Consider the following 18,060-nt stretch of genomic DNA (forward strand, 5'->3'; position numbering starts at 1 on the left):
TTCCGTGATATGACAGACGCCAACGGCTCCCAGAGCCCATCGAGCATGAAGATCTATTTCCGTCTACTTGGCTATGTCCGACCCTACATCGGCGTGTTCCTGCTGAGTATCCTGGGCTTTCTGATCTTTGCTTCGACCCAGCCAATGCTGGGTTACATCCTCAAGTATTTCGTCGACGGCCTGTCCAACCCGGATGCCTCGCTGTTTCCTAACGTCCCGCACCTGCGCGACCTGAACCTGCTGCACACGGTGCCGGCGCTGATCATCATCATCGCCGCCTGGCAAGGCCTGGGTTCGTTCCTGGGCAACTACTTCCTGGCCAAGGTCTCGCTGGGCCTGGTCCATGACCTGCGGGTGCAGCTGTTCAACAACCTGCTGAGCCTGCCCAACCGCTACTTCGACCAGAACAACTCCGGGCACCTGATTTCGCGCATCACCTTCAACGTGACCATGGTCACTGGGGCGGCTACCGACGCCATCAAGGTGGTCATTCGCGAAGGCATGACGGTGGTGTTCCTGTTCGGCTCGCTGCTGTTGATGAACTGGCGCCTGACGCTGGTGATGCTGGCCATCCTGCCGCTGATCGCCTTCATGGTGGGCCGTGCCAGCAAGAAATTCCGCAAACAGAGCAAGAAGATCCAGGTTGCCATGGGCGACGTCACCCACGTGGCGTCCGAGACCATTCAGGGCTACCGCGTGGTGCGCAGCTTCGGCGGCGAGGCCTACGAGCGCCAGCGCTTCCTCAAGGCCAGCCAGAGCAACACCGACAAGCAGCTGCGCATGACCCGTACCAGCGCCATCTACACGCCCCTGCTGCAACTGGTGATCTACGTTGCCATGGCCGTGCTGATGTTCCTGGTGCTGTACCTTCGTGGCGATGCCTCGGCAGGCGACATGGTGGCCTACATCACCCTGGCCGGCCTGCTGCCCAAGCCGATTCGCCAGCTTTCGGAAGTGAGCTCGACCATCCAGAAGGGCGTGGCCGGTGCCGAGAGCATCTTCGAGCAGCTCGACGAGCAGCGAGAAGTGGACACCGGTACCGTCGAGCGCGATGCGGTCAGCGGGCGCCTGGAAGTGCGCAACCTCAGCTTCACCTACCCCGGTACCGATCGCCAGGTGCTGAGCGACATCAACTTCACCGTCGAGCCTGGGCAGATGGTCGCGCTGGTGGGCCGCTCCGGCAGCGGCAAGTCCACCCTGGCCGGCCTGATTCCACGCTTCTACCACCACAGCAGCGGCGAGATACTGCTCGATGGCGTGGAAATCGAAGACTTCAAGTTGCTCAACCTGCGTCGACACATCGCCCAGGTCAACCAGCATGTGACCTTGTTCAGCGACACCATCGCCAACAACATTGCCTACGGTGACCTGGCCGGGGCGCCGCGTGCCGACATCGAAGCGGCGGCTGAGGCAGCCTTCGCCAAGGATTTCGTCGATCAGCTGCCCAAAGGTTTCGATACCCAGATCGGCGAAAACGGGGTGTTGCTCTCCGGTGGCCAGCGCCAACGCCTGGCCATCGCCCGCGCGCTGTTGAAGAACTCGCCACTGCTGATCCTGGACGAAGCGACCTCGGCCCTGGATACCGAGTCCGAGCGGCACATCCAGGCTGCGCTGGACCGCGTGATGCAGGGGCGCACCACGCTGGTGATCGCGCATCGCCTGTCGACCATCGAGAAGGCCGACCAGATCCTGGTCATGGATCAGGGCCGTCTGGTGGAGCGGGGCACCCATGCCGAGCTGCTGGCCGCCAACGGTTACTATGCGCGCCTGCATGCCATGGGCCTGGATGAGCCGGCCAAGGCCGACATCACCTGATCCTACCTGCCAAGGGGCCTCGGTGCCCCTTCTGTTTCGGGGTATTCCTCAGCGCGAACTGGCCCTAAAGCCGCCAGCCGCGCTGTGCTAATATCCCGTCCCTGTTCACTATTGTCATATGGGTTGCCCATGAAGTTGTCCATGCCGCGTTTCGATCAAGCCCCGGTACTGGTGGTCGGCGATGTCATGCTCGACCGCTACTGGCATGGCGGTACGTCGCGTATTTCGCCGGAAGCGCCAGTGCCGGTGGTCAAGGTCGATCAGATCGAGGATCGCCCAGGCGGTGCGGCCAACGTGGCCTTGAACATCGCCGCACTGGGCGCGCCGGCGTCCCTGGTGGGCGTCACCGGGCAGGACGAAGCTGCCGACAGCCTTTCCAACAGCCTGCAGGCGGCAGGCGTGCGTTCGGTTTTCCAGCGCATTGCGCATCAGCCGACCATCGTCAAGCTGCGGGTCATGAGCCGGCACCAGCAGTTGCTGCGCATCGATTTCGAAGAATCCTTCGCCACCGACCCGGTGTCGCTCAGCGCAGAAGTCGACGGTTTGCTCGAAGGCGTCAAGGTCCTGGTGCTGTCGGACTACGGCAAGGGCGCGCTGAAAAACCACCAGGCGCTGATCCAGGCCGCACGGGCCAAGGGCATCCCGGTGCTGGCCGACCCCAAGGGCAAGGATTTCTCCGTCTATCGCGGGGCCAGCCTGATTACCCCCAACCTCAGCGAGTTCGAGAACATCGTTGGGCGTTGTACCGACGAGGCGGAGCTGGTTGCCAAAGGTTTGCAGCTGCTCCAGGAGCTGGACATGGGCGCCTTGCTGGTGACCCGTGGCGAGCACGGTATGACCTTGCTGCGCAATGGTCATCCGCCCCTGCACCTGCCAGCCCGTGCACGTGAAGTGTTCGATGTGACCGGCGCAGGCGATACGGTGATCTCCACCCTTGCCGCCGCCATTGCCGCCGGTGAAGAGCTGCCCCAGGCAGTGGCCCTGGCCAACCTGGCGGCGGGTATTGTCGTCGGCAAGCTTGGTACTGCGGCGATCAGCGCGCCGGAACTGCGCCGCGCCATCCAGCGCGAAGAAGGGTCCGAGCGCGGGGTGCTGGGCCTTGAGCAATTGCTGGTAGCGATCGACGATGCCAGGGCACACAACGAGCGTATCGTGTTCACCAATGGCTGCTTCGACATTCTGCATGCGGGCCACGTGACCTACCTGGAGCAGGCGCGCGCTCAAGGCGATCGCCTGATCGTGGCGGTCAACGACGATGCATCGGTCAGCCGGCTGAAGGGCCCGGGCCGGCCGATCAACAGCGTCGATCGCCGCATGGCCGTGTTGGCAGGCTTGGGCGCAGTGGACTGGGTGATCAGTTTCTCCGAAGGCACCCCAGAAAACCTGCTGAGCCAGGTCAAGCCGGATGTGCTGGTCAAAGGCGGCGACTACGGCATCGACCAAGTGGTTGGCGCCGACATCGTCAACGCCTATGGCGGCACCGTGAAAGTGCTGGGGCTGGTCGAAAACAGCTCCACCACTGCCATCGTCGAGAAGATCCGCAAGCACTGACAGGGCAGGGCTGCGTGGCAGCCCTTGTTGCGGCGGCGCCAGCGGCGGCGCGCTGCATGCCCGCTTCGCTCAGGGCTTGTGCAGCGAGGTACGCGCCCGCTTGAGCAGCGCTCGGGCCTTGGCACCGAACCGTTGCAGGTGGGAGGCTCGGGCAGGCTTGGGTTCAACCAGGCCTTGTTGACGCACCCAATCCTTCCAGCGTATCCGTTCCTCGTTGACCACCCAGCCCTCCTGCCGGGCGAAGCTTTCGGCCAGGTACAACCCCCGTGTGCTGGCCGGCACCAGTTCGTCTTTCTTCAGGGTATACAGCTCGGCCAGGGGTTGGCCGTCCTGTAGCGGCATCAGGTACAGGTCCGGGCGCTTGCGGTTCAGCCGCGCCACCAACTGGTCGCCCTCAAGACGTTCATCCACATGGAACAGGCTGAGCTTCTTGGCCTCCCTGGGCACTTGCAGGCGCATGTCGTAGATCAGTTGCAGCGAAGCGGTCGGCAGGTGCACGTAGGCACGGGGCCGCTCCAGCAGGACCAGGTTGCCGCAGTGGACCGGGCGGGCGGCACCGGACTGCGGGGTCAGTTGAAAATGCGGCGTTTCTCGGTAGTGCAAGGCTGCCGCATAGGGCACAGGTAGCCAGGTGTCGTTGAAGCGGCCGCCCAGCCAGCCCTCTGTGGTTTCCAGCAGGCATTCCTCGGCTACTTCCTGCACGGCGGTGTGCAATGGCAGGTTCAGTTCCTGAGCGGGCACGTAACCTGAGATCAGCTTTAGCACCACGTCGCCGCGGTCTTGGCGCCGTTGACGCACCAGCACCCAGTAGTCGCGGTTCTGCCAGCTCAGCGTCAGGCGCACCGACACACCCAAGTTGGCAAGCTCGACCACGAACCGCTGGGGATCTGCCACCGCCACCGGTTTGCGACGTTGTTGGGTCTGGGCGAAATTGAGGGGCATGCCAGTGCCCTGGTAGAGAAGGCTTTCGGCCGTGGCCTCGACATGCAGCGGCAGCGTCTTGAAGTTGCTCGGGTTCTTGCGTATCAGCGTTCGCGCCACGTTGCTCCTCCTTGCGACGGCTCGCCCGGCGCGTGGCCAGGCAGACTCAATGCTGGCCCAGGATTCGGGCGACGGTGGCCACGTTATGGGCCAGGTGCAACGGGTTGATGGTGCCCACGATAGCACTGCTGACGCCAGGGTGGGCGAAGAGCAGCTCGAAGCTGGCACGGACCGGGTCGACGCCGGGTGCCAGGCAGGCATGGCCGCTGGCCAGGGCCTTTTTGACCAGGATGGCCTTGCCGTGCTGCGCAGCGTAGTCGAGTACCGGGCGCTCTGCCTGTTCGTTCAGGTTGAAGGTGACCATGGCGCAGTCGCCTTGCTCCAAGGCCTTCAAGCCTCCGGCTACAGTCTTGCCTGAAAACCCGAAGCCCAGGATCTTGCCTTCACGCTTGAGCGTGGCCAAGGTCTCATACACCGCCTGCTGCTCGAGGATGGCCAGGTCATTACCGTCGGAGTGCACCAGCACCAGGTCGATGCGGTCGGTTTCCAGCCGGCGCAGGCTGCGCTCCACCGATCGGCGCGTGTGGGCCGCGCTGAAATCGAAACGCGATTGACCGGCGTCGTATTCCTCGCCCACCTTGCTCACCAGCACCCAGGCATCGCGCTGACCCCGCAGCAGCGGGCCAAGGCGCTCTTCACTGCGGCCATAGGCCGGAGCGGTATCTAGCAGGTTGATGCCCAGGTCGCGGGCCTGGCCAAGCAGCAGCCTGGCTTCATCGTCGCCGGGGATGGTGAAGCCTGAAGGGTATTTCACGCCCTGGTCCCGGCCAAGCTTGACCGTGCCCAGCCCCAGGGGCGAAACCTGCAAGCCCGTGCTGCCCAGGGGGCGGTGCAAACCGTGGAGAGTTGGCAAGCTCATGGCAGGAGGGTCTCCCATGCAGGCTGGCCCAGCGGCGGGCGCGGCAAGTCGGTCAGGTCGGCCTGGGCCTGAGGTTGCACGGCGTCGCGTTGCAACTGGCGGATAACCCGGTCGCTGAAGTCAGGTGCCAGGGCCAGCTTGGTAGGCCAGCCCACCAGCAGCCGTTGCTGTTCGGCAAGAAACGCATTGTCCGGGCGCACCAGGCCGGACTGGGCAGGCTCGGCACGGTCCACTCGCAACGTGGCCCAGTGCAACTGGCTTTGATCCACCCAGGGCAGCAGGCTGGCCACTTCTTTCTGCGCGGCGGCGATCTGCGCGGCCGGCTCGCGGGCCACGCCATCGGCTTCGGCCAGTTCGCCGCCCAGGTACCACACCCACTGTCCGTCGGCGGCCGGGTGGGTGGTGACCGTCATCCGCGGCTTGGGGCCTGCGCCCAGGCAATGGGCATAAAGTGGCTTGAGGTTGGCTCCCTTGACCATCACCATGTGCAGGGGGCGGGTTTGCATGGCGGGCTGCTCGAGCCCCAGTGCCTGCAACAGGTCCGCGATGCCGGCGCCCGCGCTGAGCACGATGCGCTGGGCGCGGATGTCACGCCCGTCCACACGCAGGCCCACCAGCTCGCCCTCGTCGCGCAGCGGCTCGATGCGTTCGCCCGCCAGGAGGCTGTCACCGGCCAGTTCGGCCAGGTTGGTCAGCAGGCTGGGCACGTCGATCACCAGTTCGGCCAACCGATAGACCTTGCCCTTGAAGGCACGGTCCTGCAACGCCGCAGGCAATTGGTCGCCTTTGACCTGATCCACCCGGCCGCGCACCGCCTTGCTGGCGAAGAAGCTGGTGAGATTGCCGGCCAGGGTGCCTGGAGACCACAGGTAGTGCGCATCGGACAGCAGGCGCGTATGGCGCAGGTCCAGTTCGCCGTTGCCCGCCAAGGCTTCGCGCCAGCGGCGCGGCATGTCGGCAATCGCCTCCGAGGCGCCGGTCAGCGCCCCATGCAGCGCGTACTTGGTGCCGCCATGGATGATGCCCTGGGACTTGAGCGTCTGTGCGCCGCCTACCGTGGCGCGCTCCACCAGCACTGTCGAATAACCCAGGCGGCGCAAGCGGGCATTGAGCCAGAGGCCTGCGACCCCGGCGCCGACGATCAGCACGTCAGTGGAAATGGCAGATGGCATGGCGATACCTCGAAAACTGGGACAGCTGGCAAGTATACAGGCTCAGGGTCGGATGCACGGGCTGGCGTGCGCCACGCATCCTGACGCTGCTGCCACGGCCCGGCTCAGTGCCCCGTGGTCTTGGAGAACAGCTGAATCACCACCACGCCGCCGACGATCATCGCCATGCCGAGCATCGCCGGGATGTCCAGTTTCTGCCCATAGAGCACCAGTGCCGCCACGCTGATCAGCACGATACCCAGCCCCGACCAGATCGCGTAGGCGATGCCCACCGGGATGCTGCGCACCACCAGCGTCAGCATCCAGAACGCGATGGCGTAGCCCGCCACCATCAGCAGCAGAGGCAATGGGGTGCTAAGGCCTTTGACAGCCTTCATGGAGGCGGTGGCGACGACTTCGGCGCAGATGGCAATCGCGAGGTAGGTGTAGGCATTCATGGCGGTTCTCCAGTGGATGGGCGCATTCTAGGCCGTACTCGAATGCGGTAAAGTCATTACCTATCTGGTAAGGAGATAGGTGAATGGCCGAGCAATGGAGTCTGGATCAGTTGCGCACGTTCATGCGCGTGGCTGAGCTGCGTTCGTTTTCTGCCGTTGCGCGCGAACAGCACAAGGCTCAATCAGCGGTCAGCAACGCCATCGCCCTGCTCGAAACGGACCTTGGGGTCACCCTGTTCGAACGCAGCAGTGGGCGCCAGCCGAAGCTCACCGCAAACGGCGAAGCGCTGCTTGCCGATGCCCGCGAGCTGCTGCGCCAGTGCGAGCGTCTGGATGGGCGGGCCTTGGCGTTGATGCGTGGCCAGGAAGCACTGCTGCGGGTGGCGCAGGATGAGGCGATGCCGTATCAGCCTGTCATCGACAGCCTGGATGAGTTGGCAACCCGTTACCCCTTTCTGGAAGTTCAACTGGCCAGCGGCGCGCAGGGCGACGTCGCACGCAAGCTGGTGGAGCGGCGTGCCGACCTGGGGTTGTTCTTTCACCATGAGCGCGTACCGGCGTCGCTGGAACGGCGGGCCTTGGGTAGCGTGGAAATGGTCACGGTCTGCGCCGTCGGCCACCCCTTGGCGCAGGCCGGCCGGGCGGACCGACAGCAACTGGCACGCCATCGCCAGCTGCTGATCACCCCCCAGCAGAGCGGTTACCCGGGGGGTGAGGCGATCAGCCCACAGGTGTGGCGGGCCGACAGCTTCTATGCCATGGCCGAACTGCTGATGCGCGGGCTGGGCTGGGCCTGGCTGCCGCGGCATGTGGTGCAGTACCCCACCTATCAGGCGCATATGGTGGAGCTGGCCAGCGACTGGCGGCCACCGGCGCTGGTGGTGGAGCTGGCCTGGCGTCGGGACGAGCCGCTGGGGCCTGCGGCGCAGTGGCTGGCCGAGCGCTTTGCGGTGCATTTGCGTGCGATCGGGTAAACTGCGTCGCCATGAACAGAACTCTCTACACCTTGCTGTTTCACCTTGCCCTGCCACTGCTTGCACTTCGCCTGTACCTACGCGCGCGCAAGGCGCCGGCCTACGGGCGCCGTATCGGCGAGCGCTTTGCCATCAAGCTGCCGACGATGCGCAAGGGCGGCATATGGGTCCATGCGGTTTCCGTAGGCGAAAGCATCGCAGCTGCCCCCATGGTGCGCGCACTGCTAAAGGCCTACCCTGAGCTGCCGATCACACTGACGTGCATGACGCCCACCGGTTCGGAGCGCATTGGCGCCCTGTTCGCCGATGAGCCGCGGGTCCAGCATTGCTACTTGCCATACGACCTGCCGTGGGCGGCGGGGCGCTTTCTCGACCATGTGCAGCCAAGGCTGGGCGTGATCATGGAAACCGAACTCTGGCCCAATCACATCCATCAATGCGCCAGGCGCGGTATTCCCGTGGCGCTGGCCAATGCGCGCCTGTCCGAACGCTCGGCCCGTGGCTACGGGCGGTTTGCCAGGCTGACCCGGCCCATGCTGGCCGAAATGAGCCTGATTGCCGCGCAGACCGAGGTGGAGGCGCAGCGCTTTCTGGCACTCGGCGCGCGTGCTGCCTGCGTGCAGGTCACCGGCTCGATCAAGTTCGACCTGAAGATCGATGAGCAGCTGGTGCCGCGCGCCCAGGCTTTGCGCCAGCAATGGGCCGCCACTTCGCGCCCGGTGTGGATTGCCGCCAGCACACACGACGGCGAAGATGCCCTGATCCTCCAGGCACACCAGCAGTTGCTGCAGGTGCATGGGGATGCGTTGCTGATCCTGGTGCCCCGGCATCCGGAGCGCTTTGACGCGGTTCATGCCATCTGCAGTCAGCAGTTTGCCACGGTGCGTCGCTCTACCGGGCTACCGGTGCTTGCCCAGACCCAGGTGCTGCTGGGCGACACCATGGGTGAATTGCTGTTCTTGTATGCCCTGGCCGACATGGCGTTCGTCGGTGGCAGCCTGGTGCCGACCGGCGGGCACAACCCGTTGGAACCGGCAGCCCTGGCGCTACCGGTGCTCATGGGGCCGCACGTGTTCAACTTCCTCGAAATCAGCGCCATGCTGCGCGAGGCGGGTGCGTTGCAGCAGGTCGATGACGCTCAGGGGTTGGCCGGTGCCGTGCAACGGCTGGTCGAATTACCGCAAGATGCCCGGCGCATGGGTGAGGCGGGTAGGGCGGTGATGAGGGCCAACCAAGGGGCGCTGCAGCGCTTGCTGAAGGGGTTGGGAAGGCTGATGCCCTGAGCGCTCACTGTCGGGGCGATGGTTGCGGTTGGCGTGATCAGGGCCGCTTTGCGGCCCATCGCCGGCAAGCCGGCTCCCCCAGATGAGGCTGCCCGTCCTCAGGGCTTACGCTCGAAATTCTTCGCCGCCGCTGCCGCCAGGTCCGGTGGCAGGAAATCCTTGTCCGGGTTGTAGTCGGGTTTCAGGTAGCGCTTGAGGTCCTGCAAGTCTTGCGGGCTCAGCGTGCCGGCCGCCTGTTTCAGGCTCAGGTTGTCGAGGATGTAGGCGTACCGGCTGTTGTTGTAGTCGCGCACCGAGGTGTACAGCTGGCGCTGGGCGTCGAGCACATCGACGATGTTGCGGGTGCCCACCTGGTAGCCGATTTCGGTAGCCTCGAGCGCGCTCTGGTTGGAGATGATCGACTGCTTGCGCGCCTGTACCTGTTCGACGTCGGTGTTCACCGCACGGTGCAGGTTGCGGGTGTTCTCCACCACCTGACGGCGCAGGCTTTCGCGCTGCTGTTCGCTCTGGCTGAGGCGCTGGTAGGCTTCGCGTACCTGTGAACTGGTCAGCCCGCCGCTGTAGATGGGAATGTTCAACTGCAGGCCAACGGTGGTCTGCTCCACGTCGCCACCATAGCGAACACCCAGCGGCGATGGGTTGCTGAAGCCCAGGTTGTCGTTGTCACCCTTCTGGTATTTGGCCACGGCATCTACGGTCGGGGCGTGACCGGCCTTGCGCTGACGCAACGTTTCTTCCGCCGCGGACACCGCGTAGTTGGTCGCCAACAGGTTGAGGTTCTGCCGGCCGGCGGTTTCGACCCAGGCCTTGGCGTCGTTGGGCACGGGCACCTGCACCGGCAGGCTGTGGACCACACCCTGGATAGCGGTGTACTCCCGATTGGTCAGGGTGACCAACGCCTGGAAAGCATCCTGCACCTGACGGTCGGCGATGATGCGGTTGGCGCGGGCCGTGTCATAGCTGGCCTGGGACTGCAACACGTCGGTCTTGTCCGAAAGCCCCACGTCGAAACGTTCGTTGGACTGGTCGAGCTGACGCTTGAGGGCCGCTTCCTCGGCCTTGCTGGCCGCCAGGTTGTCCTGCGCACGCAGCACCGCAAAGTAGCTTTGCGCAGTCTGCAGGATCAGGTTCTGCTCGGTGGCAGACAGCTCCAGCGCGGCCTGTTCGTTGACGGCCTCGGCCGCTTGCAACTGGAACCAGCGGTCGGCGCGGAAGATGGGCTGGGCCAGGGTCGCGCTCCAGGCATTGCCGCTGCGGTTGGATGTGATCGACGGCTCGTCGAGCTTGGTGCGGGTGCTTTGCATCTCGGCACCGGCCGACAGGTTGGGCAGCAAGCCGGCACGGGCCTGGGGCACGATTTCGCGGCGCGCGCCGTAGTCGGCGCGGGCGGCTGCCAGGTCGGCGTTGTTCTCTACCGCTTCCTGGTAAACGCTCACCAGATCGGTTTTCACCGTTGCCGGTACGTCCGCCGCCCAGGCCATCGTATGGGACGCACAAGACACGGCCAGGGCCAGTGAGAGTTTGCGCAGCATAGGGGCAATCCTTGTACGAAATGTAATTACTGAACTGTTGAGTTTTGCTTGATGACGCAGTGTAGTGCCACGCGCTGCGGGCAACAATCACCCTGATGCCGTTGATCATTCCCGGGATTGCTCGCTTGGCTTTGCCGGCAACTCCAGTCTAGACTGCGCATGTTCTTGTCGGGGTGCCTTGAAGCAAAGGCTGAGATCGCATAGGTGCGGATCCCGTTGAACCTGATCAGGTTAGCGCCTGCGTAGGGAACAAGATTGCTCGCCTTCCCGGGGAGCCTCTTGTGCCAGGTCCGGGAAAGCATCGGCTGTTTGCAGCCCATGACACCCCGTCTTTGGCACCGCACCCGTCTAGGAGTGCGTCCGCGTCCTTCAGGTTCACCCCGACATTCCACTGCTAGGAAGCCGTCTGGAGAGCCTGTGATGACCCAACAAGAAAAAGCGATGAACCTCAGCGAATCGGCGCAAGTCGATCAGCAGTCCGTGCAGCCGTTTCCGCGCTCGCGCAAGGTCTATGTCCAGGGCTCGCGCCCGGATATTCGCGTACCGATGCGCGCGATCAGCCTGGCCGACACGCCCACCGATTTCGGGGGCGAGCGTAATGCGCCCGTGCTGGTCTACGACACTTCCGGCCCCTACACCGACCCAGAGGTGTTGATCGACGTGCGCAAGGGCCTGGCCGACGTGCGTTCGGCCTGGATCGATGCACGCGGTGACACCGAGCGCCTGAACGGCCTGAGCTCCCACTTCGGCCAGCAGCGCCTGAACGACGCCGAGCTGGCCAAGCTGCGCTTCGCCCATGTCCGCAACCCGCGTCGTGCCAAGCCAGGCGCCAATGTGTCGCAGATGCACTACGCCCGCCAGGGCATCATCACCGCCGAGATGGAATACGTGGCCATCCGCGAGAACATGAAGCTGCAGGAGGCCCGGGCGGCAGGCCTGCTCGATACGCAGCATGCCGGTCACAGCTTCGGCGCCAGCATTCCCAAGGAAATCACCCCCGAGTTCGTGCGCGAGGAAGTGGCCCGTGGCCGCGCCATCATTCCGGCCAACATCAACCACACCGAGCTGGAGCCGATGATCATCGGCCGCAACTTCCTGGTGAAGATCAACGGCAACATCGGCAACAGTGCGCTGGGTTCGTCCATCGAAGAAGAGGTGGCCAAGCTCACTTGGGGCATTCGCTGGGGTTCGGACACCGTCATGGACTTGTCCACCGGCAAGCACATCCATGAAACCCGCGAATGGATCATTCGCAACTCCCCCGTGCCCATCGGCACCGTGCCCATCTACCAGGCATTGGAAAAGGTCGGTGGCGTGGCCGAGGACCTGACCTGGGAGCTGTTTCGCGACACGCTGATCGAACAAGCCGAGCAGGGCGTGGATTATTTCACCATCCATGCCGGGGTGCTGCTGCGCTATGTACCGCTGACCGCCAAGCGCGTCACCGGCATCGTCAGCCGGGGTGGTTCGATCATGGCCAAGTGGTGCCTGGCGCATCACCAGGAGAACTTCCTGTACACCCACTTCGATGAAATCTGCGAAATCATGAAGGCCTACGACGTCAGCTTCTCGCTGGGCGATGGCCTGCGACCGGGCTCGATCGCCGATGCCAACGATGCGGCGCAGTTTGGCGAGCTGGAAACCCTGGGCGAGCTGACCAAGATTGCCTGGAAGCACGATGTGCAGTGCATGATCGAAGGCCCCGGCCATGTGCCGATGCAGTTGATCAAGGAGAACATGGACAAGCAGCTCGAATGCTGTGACGAAGCGCCGTTCTACACCTTGGGCCCGCTGACCACCGACATCGCCCCTGGCTACGACCACATCACTTCCGGCATCGGAGCGGCCATGATCGGCTGGTTCGGCTGCGCCATGCTCTGCTATGTCACGCCCAAGGAACACCTGGGGCTGCCCGACAAGGACGACGTCAAGACCGGCATCATCACCTACAAGATTGCGGCCCATGCAGCCGACCTGGCCAAAGGTCACCCAGGGGCCCAGATTCGCGACAACGCGCTGTCGAAGGCGCGCTTCGAGTTTCGCTGGGAAGACCAGTTCAACCTGGGGCTGGACCCCGACACGGCGCGTGCCTTCCATGATGAGACCCTGCCCAAGGAGTCGGCCAAGGTGGCGCATTTCTGCTCCATGTGCGGGCCGAAGTTCTGCTCCATGAAGATCACCCAGGAGGTGCGTGAATACGCTGCCCGGATCGAAACCGTGGACGTCTCGGTGGAGCAGGGCATGCGCGAGCAGGCCGAGCGCTTCCGCCAGGCCGGCAGCCAGCTGTACCACAAGGTCTGAGGCCCAGCCTTTGGGCCAAGGTGGGCGCCACTCAGGCCGCGAAGCAGGGACCTGATTAGCGGCCTGCCTTGCGCCCACCCCAACAATCACATTGCCGAGTGCGAGCAAGCATGACCACGTCCAGTCAATTTTCCCCTGATCATCCCATTCCCAACGGCCAGCGCGTATTCGGTGGCCGCGACCTGTTTTCACTGTGGTTTTCCCTAGGCATCGGCCTGATGGTGCTGCAAGTCGGTGCCATGCTGGCGCCGGGCCTTGGCCTGTCCGGGGCCATCCTGGCCATCGTCCTGGGCACCGGGGTCGGTGTGCTGTTGCTGGGTGCTGCCGGTGTGATCGGCAGCGACACCGGTTTGTCCGCCATGGGTACGCTCAAGCTCAGCCTGGGGGCGCAGGGTGCGCGCTTGCCAGCGCTGCTCAACGTATTGCAGCTGATAGGCTGGGGCGCCTTCGAGATCATCGTGATGCGCGATGCCGCCAGCCTGTTGGGTGCGCGAGCCTTCGGTGAGGGCAGCATCTGGAACAGCCCGGTGCTATGGACGCTGTGTTTTGGCGCGCTGGCCACCGTGCTGGCGGTCAGTGGACCGTTGGCTTTCGTGCGCAAGATCCTGCGGGCCTGGGGCATCTGGCTGCTGCTGGGCGCCTGTGTCTGGCTGACCTGGAACCTGTTCGCCAAGGCCGACCTGGCGATGTTGTGGCAGCGCGGCGGGGATGGGTCGATGTCGCTGGCCGTGGGCTTTGACATCGTCATCGCCATGCCCCTGTCCTGGCTGCCGCTGATTGCCGACTATTCGCGTTTTGCCCGCGACGGCAGGCAGGTGTTCGGCAGCACGGTGGTGGGGTATTTCATCGGCAACACCTGGTTGATGAGCCTGGGGGTGGCCTATACCCTGGCCTTCGCGGCGCAAGGCGAAGTCAATGCCCTGCTGCTGGCGCTCGCTGGGGCGGGCATGGGTATTCCGTTGCTACTGATTCTGCTCGACGAATCGGAAAAAGCCTTCGCCGACATTCATTCGGCGGCGGTCTCCGCCGGCGTGCTGGCACGCGTGAAGGTTGAACACCTGGCCCTGGCCATCGGCGTGCTGTGCACCCTGATCGCCCTGTTGGCACCGCTTGCCCAGTACGAAAACTTCCTGCTACTGATCGGCTCGGTGTTCGCCCCACTGTTCGGTGTGGTGCTGACGGACCATTACTGGGTTCGCCGTCGCAGCATTCCAGCCCATGTGGGGGCGCTGCACTGGCCGGCATTGCTGGCATGGGCGGCAGGCGTGGCGGCGTATCACATCATCGCCGCCCAGGCGCCGGACCTGGGCGCGACCCTGCCGGCGTTGGTGCTGGCAGGTGTGTTGTATGGCGTATTGAACTTCAGCCGCGGCCGGGGAACAGTTCGGGCTTGATCACGCCATTGAGGCGTGGGTAGGGAATTTTCAGCTCCACATGGCCCATGGAATACGGCGCGATGGCGTACACCTCGTACTTCACCACCACCGCGCCGTAGGTCAGAGCGATATGCGGCGAGCGCTTGAATGGCCAGGTTTTGATGAACTCGGCATCCTTGTCCATGCCGACACTCATCAGCCAGGCCCGGTGTGATTCCTCCACCGTCTTCCAGAACGTTTCTTCCTGGCCGGGGACCAGCATGTCCTGCAGGGTCAGGACCTTGTCCAGCTTGCGTGAATAGTTGATGAACGCACGACCTGGCATGCCATGGGCGCCACCGGTATCCAGGTAGCTGGACAGCTCGATGATCACCAGCCCGTCATGCTGTTCGCGTACTTTGGCCTGCAGGTAGCTGCTGTTGCGCTTCTCGGCGTTGGACAGGTAGTGCTGTTCGTAGGCTTGCAGCGTTGTCGGTGCCGCCCCGTGCTGGTTGTCCTCGGTCAGTTGCAGCAGACGCTTTTCGACAATGCCGTCGAGCTTGGGCAACGCCGGGAAATGCACGGTGTCAATATTCACCAACGGGCAATCACGCTCGCTGCAGCCTGGCTTGACGTGTTCCCAGGCTTCGCGCTTGACCTCGAGCGGCGCTCGGTAGTTGGGGGCGAACAGGCTCTGGCATGCGCCCAGCGCCAAGGCCAGCACAGCGATGGATGTCAGTTTGACAAGTGTCATGATGATCCTTGCAAGAACAGGGAAAAGTCGGCCTTTGACCGTCGGCATGGCCTTCAGTTCGCCACTAAGCTAACAGAGACCGGGCCTGCTGTGCCATGTACGCCAACGGTTGTCGCCGGGGGGTGAAACGTGCCAGCGTGCAGAGTAGGATGGCGCGATGCAGCAGCGATGCAACGAGGATTTTCATGTCGGATACGTTGAATTCAGTGCCCCAGGCGGTCGAGATCGTCAAGCGGGACAAGTGCTTCCAGGGCTTTTATAGGCTCGACAAGCTCCACCTTCGCCATGAGCTGTTCGCCGGTGGAATGGGTCGGGAAATCAGCCGTGAGCTGTTCGTGCGCCATGACGCGGTGTGCGTTCTGCCGTACGACCCGCAGCGCGATGAAGTGGTCCTGATCGAGCAGTTTCGTGTGGGTGCCCTGGACAAGGTCGCCAACCCCTGGTTGATCGAGATGGTCGCCGGGCTGATCGACAAGGATGAGCAACCTGAAGAGGTGGCGCACCGCGAGGCCGAGGAAGAGGCCGGCCTGACCTTCAGCGCGCTGTGGCCGATGACGCGCTATTTTCCTTCGCCAGGCGGCAGTGACGAATACGTCCACCTGTTCCTGGGCCGCTGCAGCGCCGAGGGTGCCGGCGGCCTGCACGGGCTGGAGTCCGAAGGCGAGGACATCCGGGTGCGCGTGTGGTCGTTCGAGGATGCCTTGCAGGCGGTACGCGACGGGCGCATCTGTAATGCCGCGACCATCATCGGCTTGCAATGGCTTGCCCTGAACCGCGACGAAGTTCGAGGTATGTGGAAGTGAACCTGTTGCGCGAGCGCTACCGGGTCGACCTGGCCGGGTTGCAGGCCGCCTGCGAGGCCAACTATGCCCGGCTGATGCGCCTGCTCCCGGACATGCGCACCACCCAGAGTTCGCGCAGCATCGGCATGACCCAGGGCGACCAGATGCTGGGCGTGCTGGTGCTCGACGTGGTCCTGGCCTGCCCCTATACCACCACGCTGCGCATACGCCAGGAGCACAGTCTGCCCTGGCTGCCGGTCCCGGTCATGGAGGTGCAGGTGTACCACGATGCCCGCATGGCCGAAGTGGTGAGTGCTGAGCACGCCCGGCGCTTGCGTAGCATCTATCCTTACCCCAACGCCGCCATGCATCAGCCGGACGAGAAAGCCCAGCTGAACCTGTTCCTGGGTGAATGGCTTTCCCACTGCCTGGCCTGCGGCCACGAACTGGTAAGCGCTCGCTGAAAGGAGACGGCCTTGCCGCACTCGAACCCTGCCGGCACCGTTAACGTGGTGCACCTGACCGACGCCCATCTGTTCGCCAGCCCCGAGGGCAGCATGCTGGGCCTCAATACCCGCGACAGCCTGCGCCATGTGGTGCAGCAGGCGTTGCGCGAGCAGCACGACACGCACCTGCTGGTGTGCACGGGGGACCTGTCCCAGGACGCCAGCGTTGCGTCCTACGCAGCCTTTGAGCAATTGACCGCAGGCTTTGCCGCGCCGGCGCGCTGGCTACCGGGCAACCATGACGAAGCGCAGGTGATGGCGCAGGTGGCGCCCGAGTTGGTGCAGCCGGTTACCGACATCGGGGTCTGGCGCATCGTCATGCTCGACACGGCAGTGCCAGGGGCGGCCCATGGTTGGCTGCAGGACGCCCAGCTCAGTGTGCTGGAGGCGGCCTTACGCACGGCAGGGGAGCGCCATTGCCTGGTGTGCCTGCACCATCAACCGGTCGACATCGGCTGCGCATGGATCGCCCCCATCGGCCTGCGCAACGCCGATGCGCTGTTCGCCGTGCTCGATCGTCATCCCCAGGTGCGCGCGCTGTTGTGGGGGCACGTGCATCAGGAATGGGATCAATGGCGCGGCGACCTGCGGCTGCTGGCCACGCCTTCGACCTGCATTCAGTTCGCGCCAGGCAGTGAGGATTTCGAGGTGAGTCAGCAGCATCCTGGCTACCGCTGGATCCGCCTGCATGCTGATGGGACGGTGGACACGGGGGTGGAGCGGGCGCTGGATTTCGAGGTCAGGCTCGATTTCGATAGCCCCGGGTATTGAACCGCGAGGCCGCTCCATTGGCCGTGTGGTGCCTGAGCTGACGGGCTCTTGGGCTTGTGGGCCCAACTGTCTGGTGCCGTATCAGCAAGCCAGCACATTGCCGTGTAGATGCCGGTCAGACGCCCATCCCGCCGCTTACACCAAAGCTGCGAATCCTCTCAGTGACTCTTCACCCTGCCCGTCGGGGAATGTGTTTCAGAAAAACCGGCGCGGCGCCAAAACCTTGCGAACGCGATACACTGCGCGTCCCTGCGCCTGCCTACAGGCGCAACGCTACAGCTTTCGGGGAGCAGCATGTCGGGTTCCATCCTTTATATACACGGCTTCAACAGTTCGCCGTTGTCAGCCAAGGCCAGGCAGCTTCAGGCCGTCATGCAGCACCTCGGGCTGATCGACCGGCTGCGCCTGCCAGCGCTGCATCACCACCCCCGCCAGGCCATCGAGCAGCTTGAAGGCTGCATCGCCGAACTGGACGCGCCGTTGCTGGTGGGCAGCTCACTGGGCGGCTACTATGCCACCTACCTGGCCGAACGCCATGGCCTCAAGGCCTTGCTGATCAATCCCGCCGTAGGGCCGCACCGCTCGTTCGACGGCTATCTGGGTACCCAGCACAACCATCACACAGGCCAGGCGTGGGAGTTGACCCTCGACCACGTCCAGGCGCTGGCCGAGCTGGAGGTCCCGCCTCCTGCGGACCCAAGCCGCTACCAGGTATGGTTGCAGACCGGTGACGAAACCCTGGACTATCGCCATGCCGAGCGGTACTACCGCCACTGCGCGCTGCGTATCCAGGCCGGTGGGGACCACAGTTTTCAAGGCTTCGCCGAGCGCCTGCCGGCCCTGCTGGCCTTCGCCGGTGTTGCCCCGACGCAGTACGCTGCACTCGATTTTTCTGTATTTTGATTTTTTTGCATTCACCAGACTGAC

At 64.1% G+C, this 18,060-nt stretch carries 16 protein-coding genes and 1 riboswitch; of the genes, 10 read left to right on the plus strand and 6 right to left on the minus strand.

What is annotated here, in order from left to right; genetic code table 11:
* Positions 1-9 precede the first annotated feature (9 nt).
* Both msbA and hldE read left to right on the plus strand, forming a co-directional pair.
* Complete coding sequence (msbA, locus tag CRP40_RS13265; protein WP_027913984.1) at positions 10-1,815, plus strand: lipid A export permease/ATP-binding protein MsbA; 1,806 nt, start codon at positions 10-12, stop codon at positions 1,813-1,815.
* Positions 1,816-1,944: 129 nt separating this feature from the next.
* Positions 1,945-3,366 carry a bifunctional D-glycero-beta-D-manno-heptose-7-phosphate kinase/D-glycero-beta-D-manno-heptose 1-phosphate adenylyltransferase HldE gene (gene hldE, locus CRP40_RS13270; protein WP_027913983.1) on the plus strand — a complete coding sequence of 474 codons (1,422 nt, stop codon included), beginning with the start codon at positions 1,945-1,947 and terminating at the stop codon, positions 3,364-3,366.
* Positions 3,367-3,435: 69 nt separating this feature from the next.
* Here hldE and CRP40_RS13275 read toward each other — a convergent pair whose 3' ends face one another.
* The 4 genes from CRP40_RS13275 to CRP40_RS13290 form a co-directional block, all read right to left on the minus strand.
* A complete protein-coding gene (locus tag CRP40_RS13275; protein WP_027913982.1) occupies positions 3,436-4,407 on the minus strand; it encodes a hypothetical protein in 972 nt (323 codons plus the stop codon).
* Positions 4,408-4,453: 46 nt separating this feature from the next.
* Positions 4,454-5,266 carry an aldo/keto reductase gene (locus CRP40_RS13280; RefSeq protein WP_027913981.1) on the minus strand — a complete coding sequence of 271 codons (813 nt, stop codon included), beginning with the start codon at positions 5,264-5,266 and terminating at the stop codon, positions 4,454-4,456.
* A complete protein-coding gene (locus tag CRP40_RS13285) occupies positions 5,263-6,438 on the minus strand; it encodes an FAD-dependent oxidoreductase (RefSeq protein WP_027913980.1) in 1,176 nt (391 codons plus the stop codon). The genes CRP40_RS13280 and CRP40_RS13285 overlap by 4 nt, the downstream gene beginning before the upstream one ends.
* A gap of 104 nt (positions 6,439-6,542) precedes the next feature.
* The gene (locus CRP40_RS13290) at positions 6,543-6,875 is read right to left on the minus strand and encodes a multidrug efflux SMR transporter (protein ID WP_027913979.1); all 333 of its coding nucleotides are present in this window, start codon (positions 6,873-6,875) and stop codon (positions 6,543-6,545) included.
* A gap of 83 nt (positions 6,876-6,958) precedes the next feature.
* Between CRP40_RS13290 and CRP40_RS13295 the strand changes: the two genes are divergently transcribed.
* Both CRP40_RS13295 and waaA read left to right on the plus strand, forming a co-directional pair.
* On the plus strand, positions 6,959-7,849 hold the full coding sequence (locus tag CRP40_RS13295) for a LysR family transcriptional regulator (protein WP_027913978.1): 891 nt from the start codon (positions 6,959-6,961) through the stop codon (positions 7,847-7,849).
* Positions 7,850-7,860: 11 nt separating this feature from the next.
* Positions 7,861-9,132, plus strand: coding sequence for a lipid IV(A) 3-deoxy-D-manno-octulosonic acid transferase (gene waaA / locus CRP40_RS13300; protein WP_027913977.1), 1,272 nt, complete (start codon positions 7,861-7,863; stop codon positions 9,130-9,132).
* Positions 9,133-9,230: 98 nt separating this feature from the next.
* Here waaA and CRP40_RS13305 read toward each other — a convergent pair whose 3' ends face one another.
* A complete protein-coding gene (locus CRP40_RS13305) occupies positions 9,231-10,664 on the minus strand; it encodes a TolC family outer membrane protein (protein ID WP_023532888.1) in 1,434 nt (477 codons plus the stop codon).
* A gap of 159 nt (positions 10,665-10,823) precedes the next feature.
* Positions 10,824-10,930, plus strand: a riboswitch (TPP riboswitch).
* A gap of 154 nt (positions 10,931-11,084) precedes the next feature.
* On the opposite strand from CRP40_RS13305, the gene thiC reads away from it, so the two are divergent.
* Positions 11,085-12,965, plus strand: coding sequence for a phosphomethylpyrimidine synthase ThiC (thiC, locus tag CRP40_RS13310; protein WP_027913976.1), 1,881 nt, complete (start codon positions 11,085-11,087; stop codon positions 12,963-12,965).
* A gap of 110 nt (positions 12,966-13,075) precedes the next feature.
* Positions 13,076-14,359, plus strand: coding sequence for a putative hydroxymethylpyrimidine transporter CytX (gene cytX, locus CRP40_RS13315; RefSeq protein ID WP_027913975.1), 1,284 nt, complete (start codon positions 13,076-13,078; stop codon positions 14,357-14,359).
* Here the strand turns inward: cytX and CRP40_RS13320 are convergent.
* Entirely contained in the window at positions 14,328-15,074 is a 747-nt protein-coding gene (locus CRP40_RS13320) for an RsiV family protein (protein ID WP_027913974.1), read from the minus strand. The genes cytX and CRP40_RS13320 overlap by 32 nt on opposite strands.
* Before the next feature lie 185 nt (positions 15,075-15,259).
* Here CRP40_RS13320 and CRP40_RS13325 point away from each other — a divergent pair, with 185 nt between their 5' ends.
* The 4 genes from CRP40_RS13325 (at position 15,260) to CRP40_RS13340 (ending at position 18,036) form a co-directional block, all read left to right on the plus strand.
* Complete coding sequence (locus CRP40_RS13325; protein WP_023532940.1) at positions 15,260-15,877, plus strand: NUDIX domain-containing protein; 618 nt, start codon at positions 15,260-15,262, stop codon at positions 15,875-15,877.
* A complete protein-coding gene (locus tag CRP40_RS13330) occupies positions 15,868-16,320 on the plus strand; it encodes a DUF1249 domain-containing protein (RefSeq protein WP_027913973.1) in 453 nt (150 codons plus the stop codon). The genes CRP40_RS13325 and CRP40_RS13330 overlap by 10 nt, the downstream gene beginning before the upstream one ends.
* Before the next feature lie 12 nt (positions 16,321-16,332).
* Complete coding sequence (gene cpdA, locus CRP40_RS13335; protein WP_027913972.1) at positions 16,333-17,133, plus strand: 3',5'-cyclic-AMP phosphodiesterase; 801 nt, start codon at positions 16,333-16,335, stop codon at positions 17,131-17,133.
* A gap of 294 nt (positions 17,134-17,427) precedes the next feature.
* Positions 17,428-18,036, plus strand: coding sequence for a YqiA/YcfP family alpha/beta fold hydrolase (locus tag CRP40_RS13340; protein ID WP_027913971.1), 609 nt, complete (start codon positions 17,428-17,430; stop codon positions 18,034-18,036).
* Positions 18,037-18,060 lie beyond the last annotated feature (24 nt).

This window comes from Pseudomonas sp. URMO17WK12:I9, assembly GCF_900230165.1.
Classification (GTDB): Bacteria; Pseudomonadota; Gammaproteobacteria; order Pseudomonadales; family Pseudomonadaceae; genus Aquipseudomonas; species Aquipseudomonas fulva.

Bases quoted from the DNA above. Each gene is read 5' to 3' on its own strand.
- CRP40_RS13285 (WP_027913980.1), bottom strand. From the start codon at position 6,438: ATGCCATCTGCCATTTCCACTGACGTGCTGATCGTCGGCGCCGGGGTC.
- CRP40_RS13320 (WP_027913974.1), bottom strand. From the start codon at position 15,074: ATGACACTTGTCAAACTGACATCCATCGCTGTGCTGGCCTTGGCGCTG.
- CRP40_RS13280 (WP_027913981.1), bottom strand. From the start codon at position 5,266: ATGAGCTTGCCAACTCTCCACGGTTTGCACCGCCCCCTGGGCAGCACG.
- waaA (WP_027913977.1), top strand. From the start codon at position 7,861: ATGAACAGAACTCTCTACACCTTGCTGTTTCACCTTGCCCTGCCACTG.
- CRP40_RS13325 (WP_023532940.1), top strand. From the start codon at position 15,260: ATGTCGGATACGTTGAATTCAGTGCCCCAGGCGGTCGAGATCGTCAAG.
- msbA (WP_027913984.1), top strand. From the start codon at position 10: ATGACAGACGCCAACGGCTCCCAGAGCCCATCGAGCATGAAGATCTAT.
- CRP40_RS13340 (WP_027913971.1), top strand. From the start codon at position 17,428: ATGTCGGGTTCCATCCTTTATATACACGGCTTCAACAGTTCGCCGTTG.
- hldE (WP_027913983.1), top strand. From the start codon at position 1,945: ATGAAGTTGTCCATGCCGCGTTTCGATCAAGCCCCGGTACTGGTGGTC.
- CRP40_RS13305 (WP_023532888.1), bottom strand. From the start codon at position 10,664: ATGCTGCGCAAACTCTCACTGGCCCTGGCCGTGTCTTGTGCGTCCCAT.
- CRP40_RS13290 (WP_027913979.1), bottom strand. From the start codon at position 6,875: ATGAATGCCTACACCTACCTCGCGATTGCCATCTGCGCCGAAGTCGTC.
- CRP40_RS13295 (WP_027913978.1), top strand. From the start codon at position 6,959: ATGGCCGAGCAATGGAGTCTGGATCAGTTGCGCACGTTCATGCGCGTG.
- thiC (WP_027913976.1), top strand. From the start codon at position 11,085: ATGACCCAACAAGAAAAAGCGATGAACCTCAGCGAATCGGCGCAAGTC.
- cytX (WP_027913975.1), top strand. From the start codon at position 13,076: ATGACCACGTCCAGTCAATTTTCCCCTGATCATCCCATTCCCAACGGC.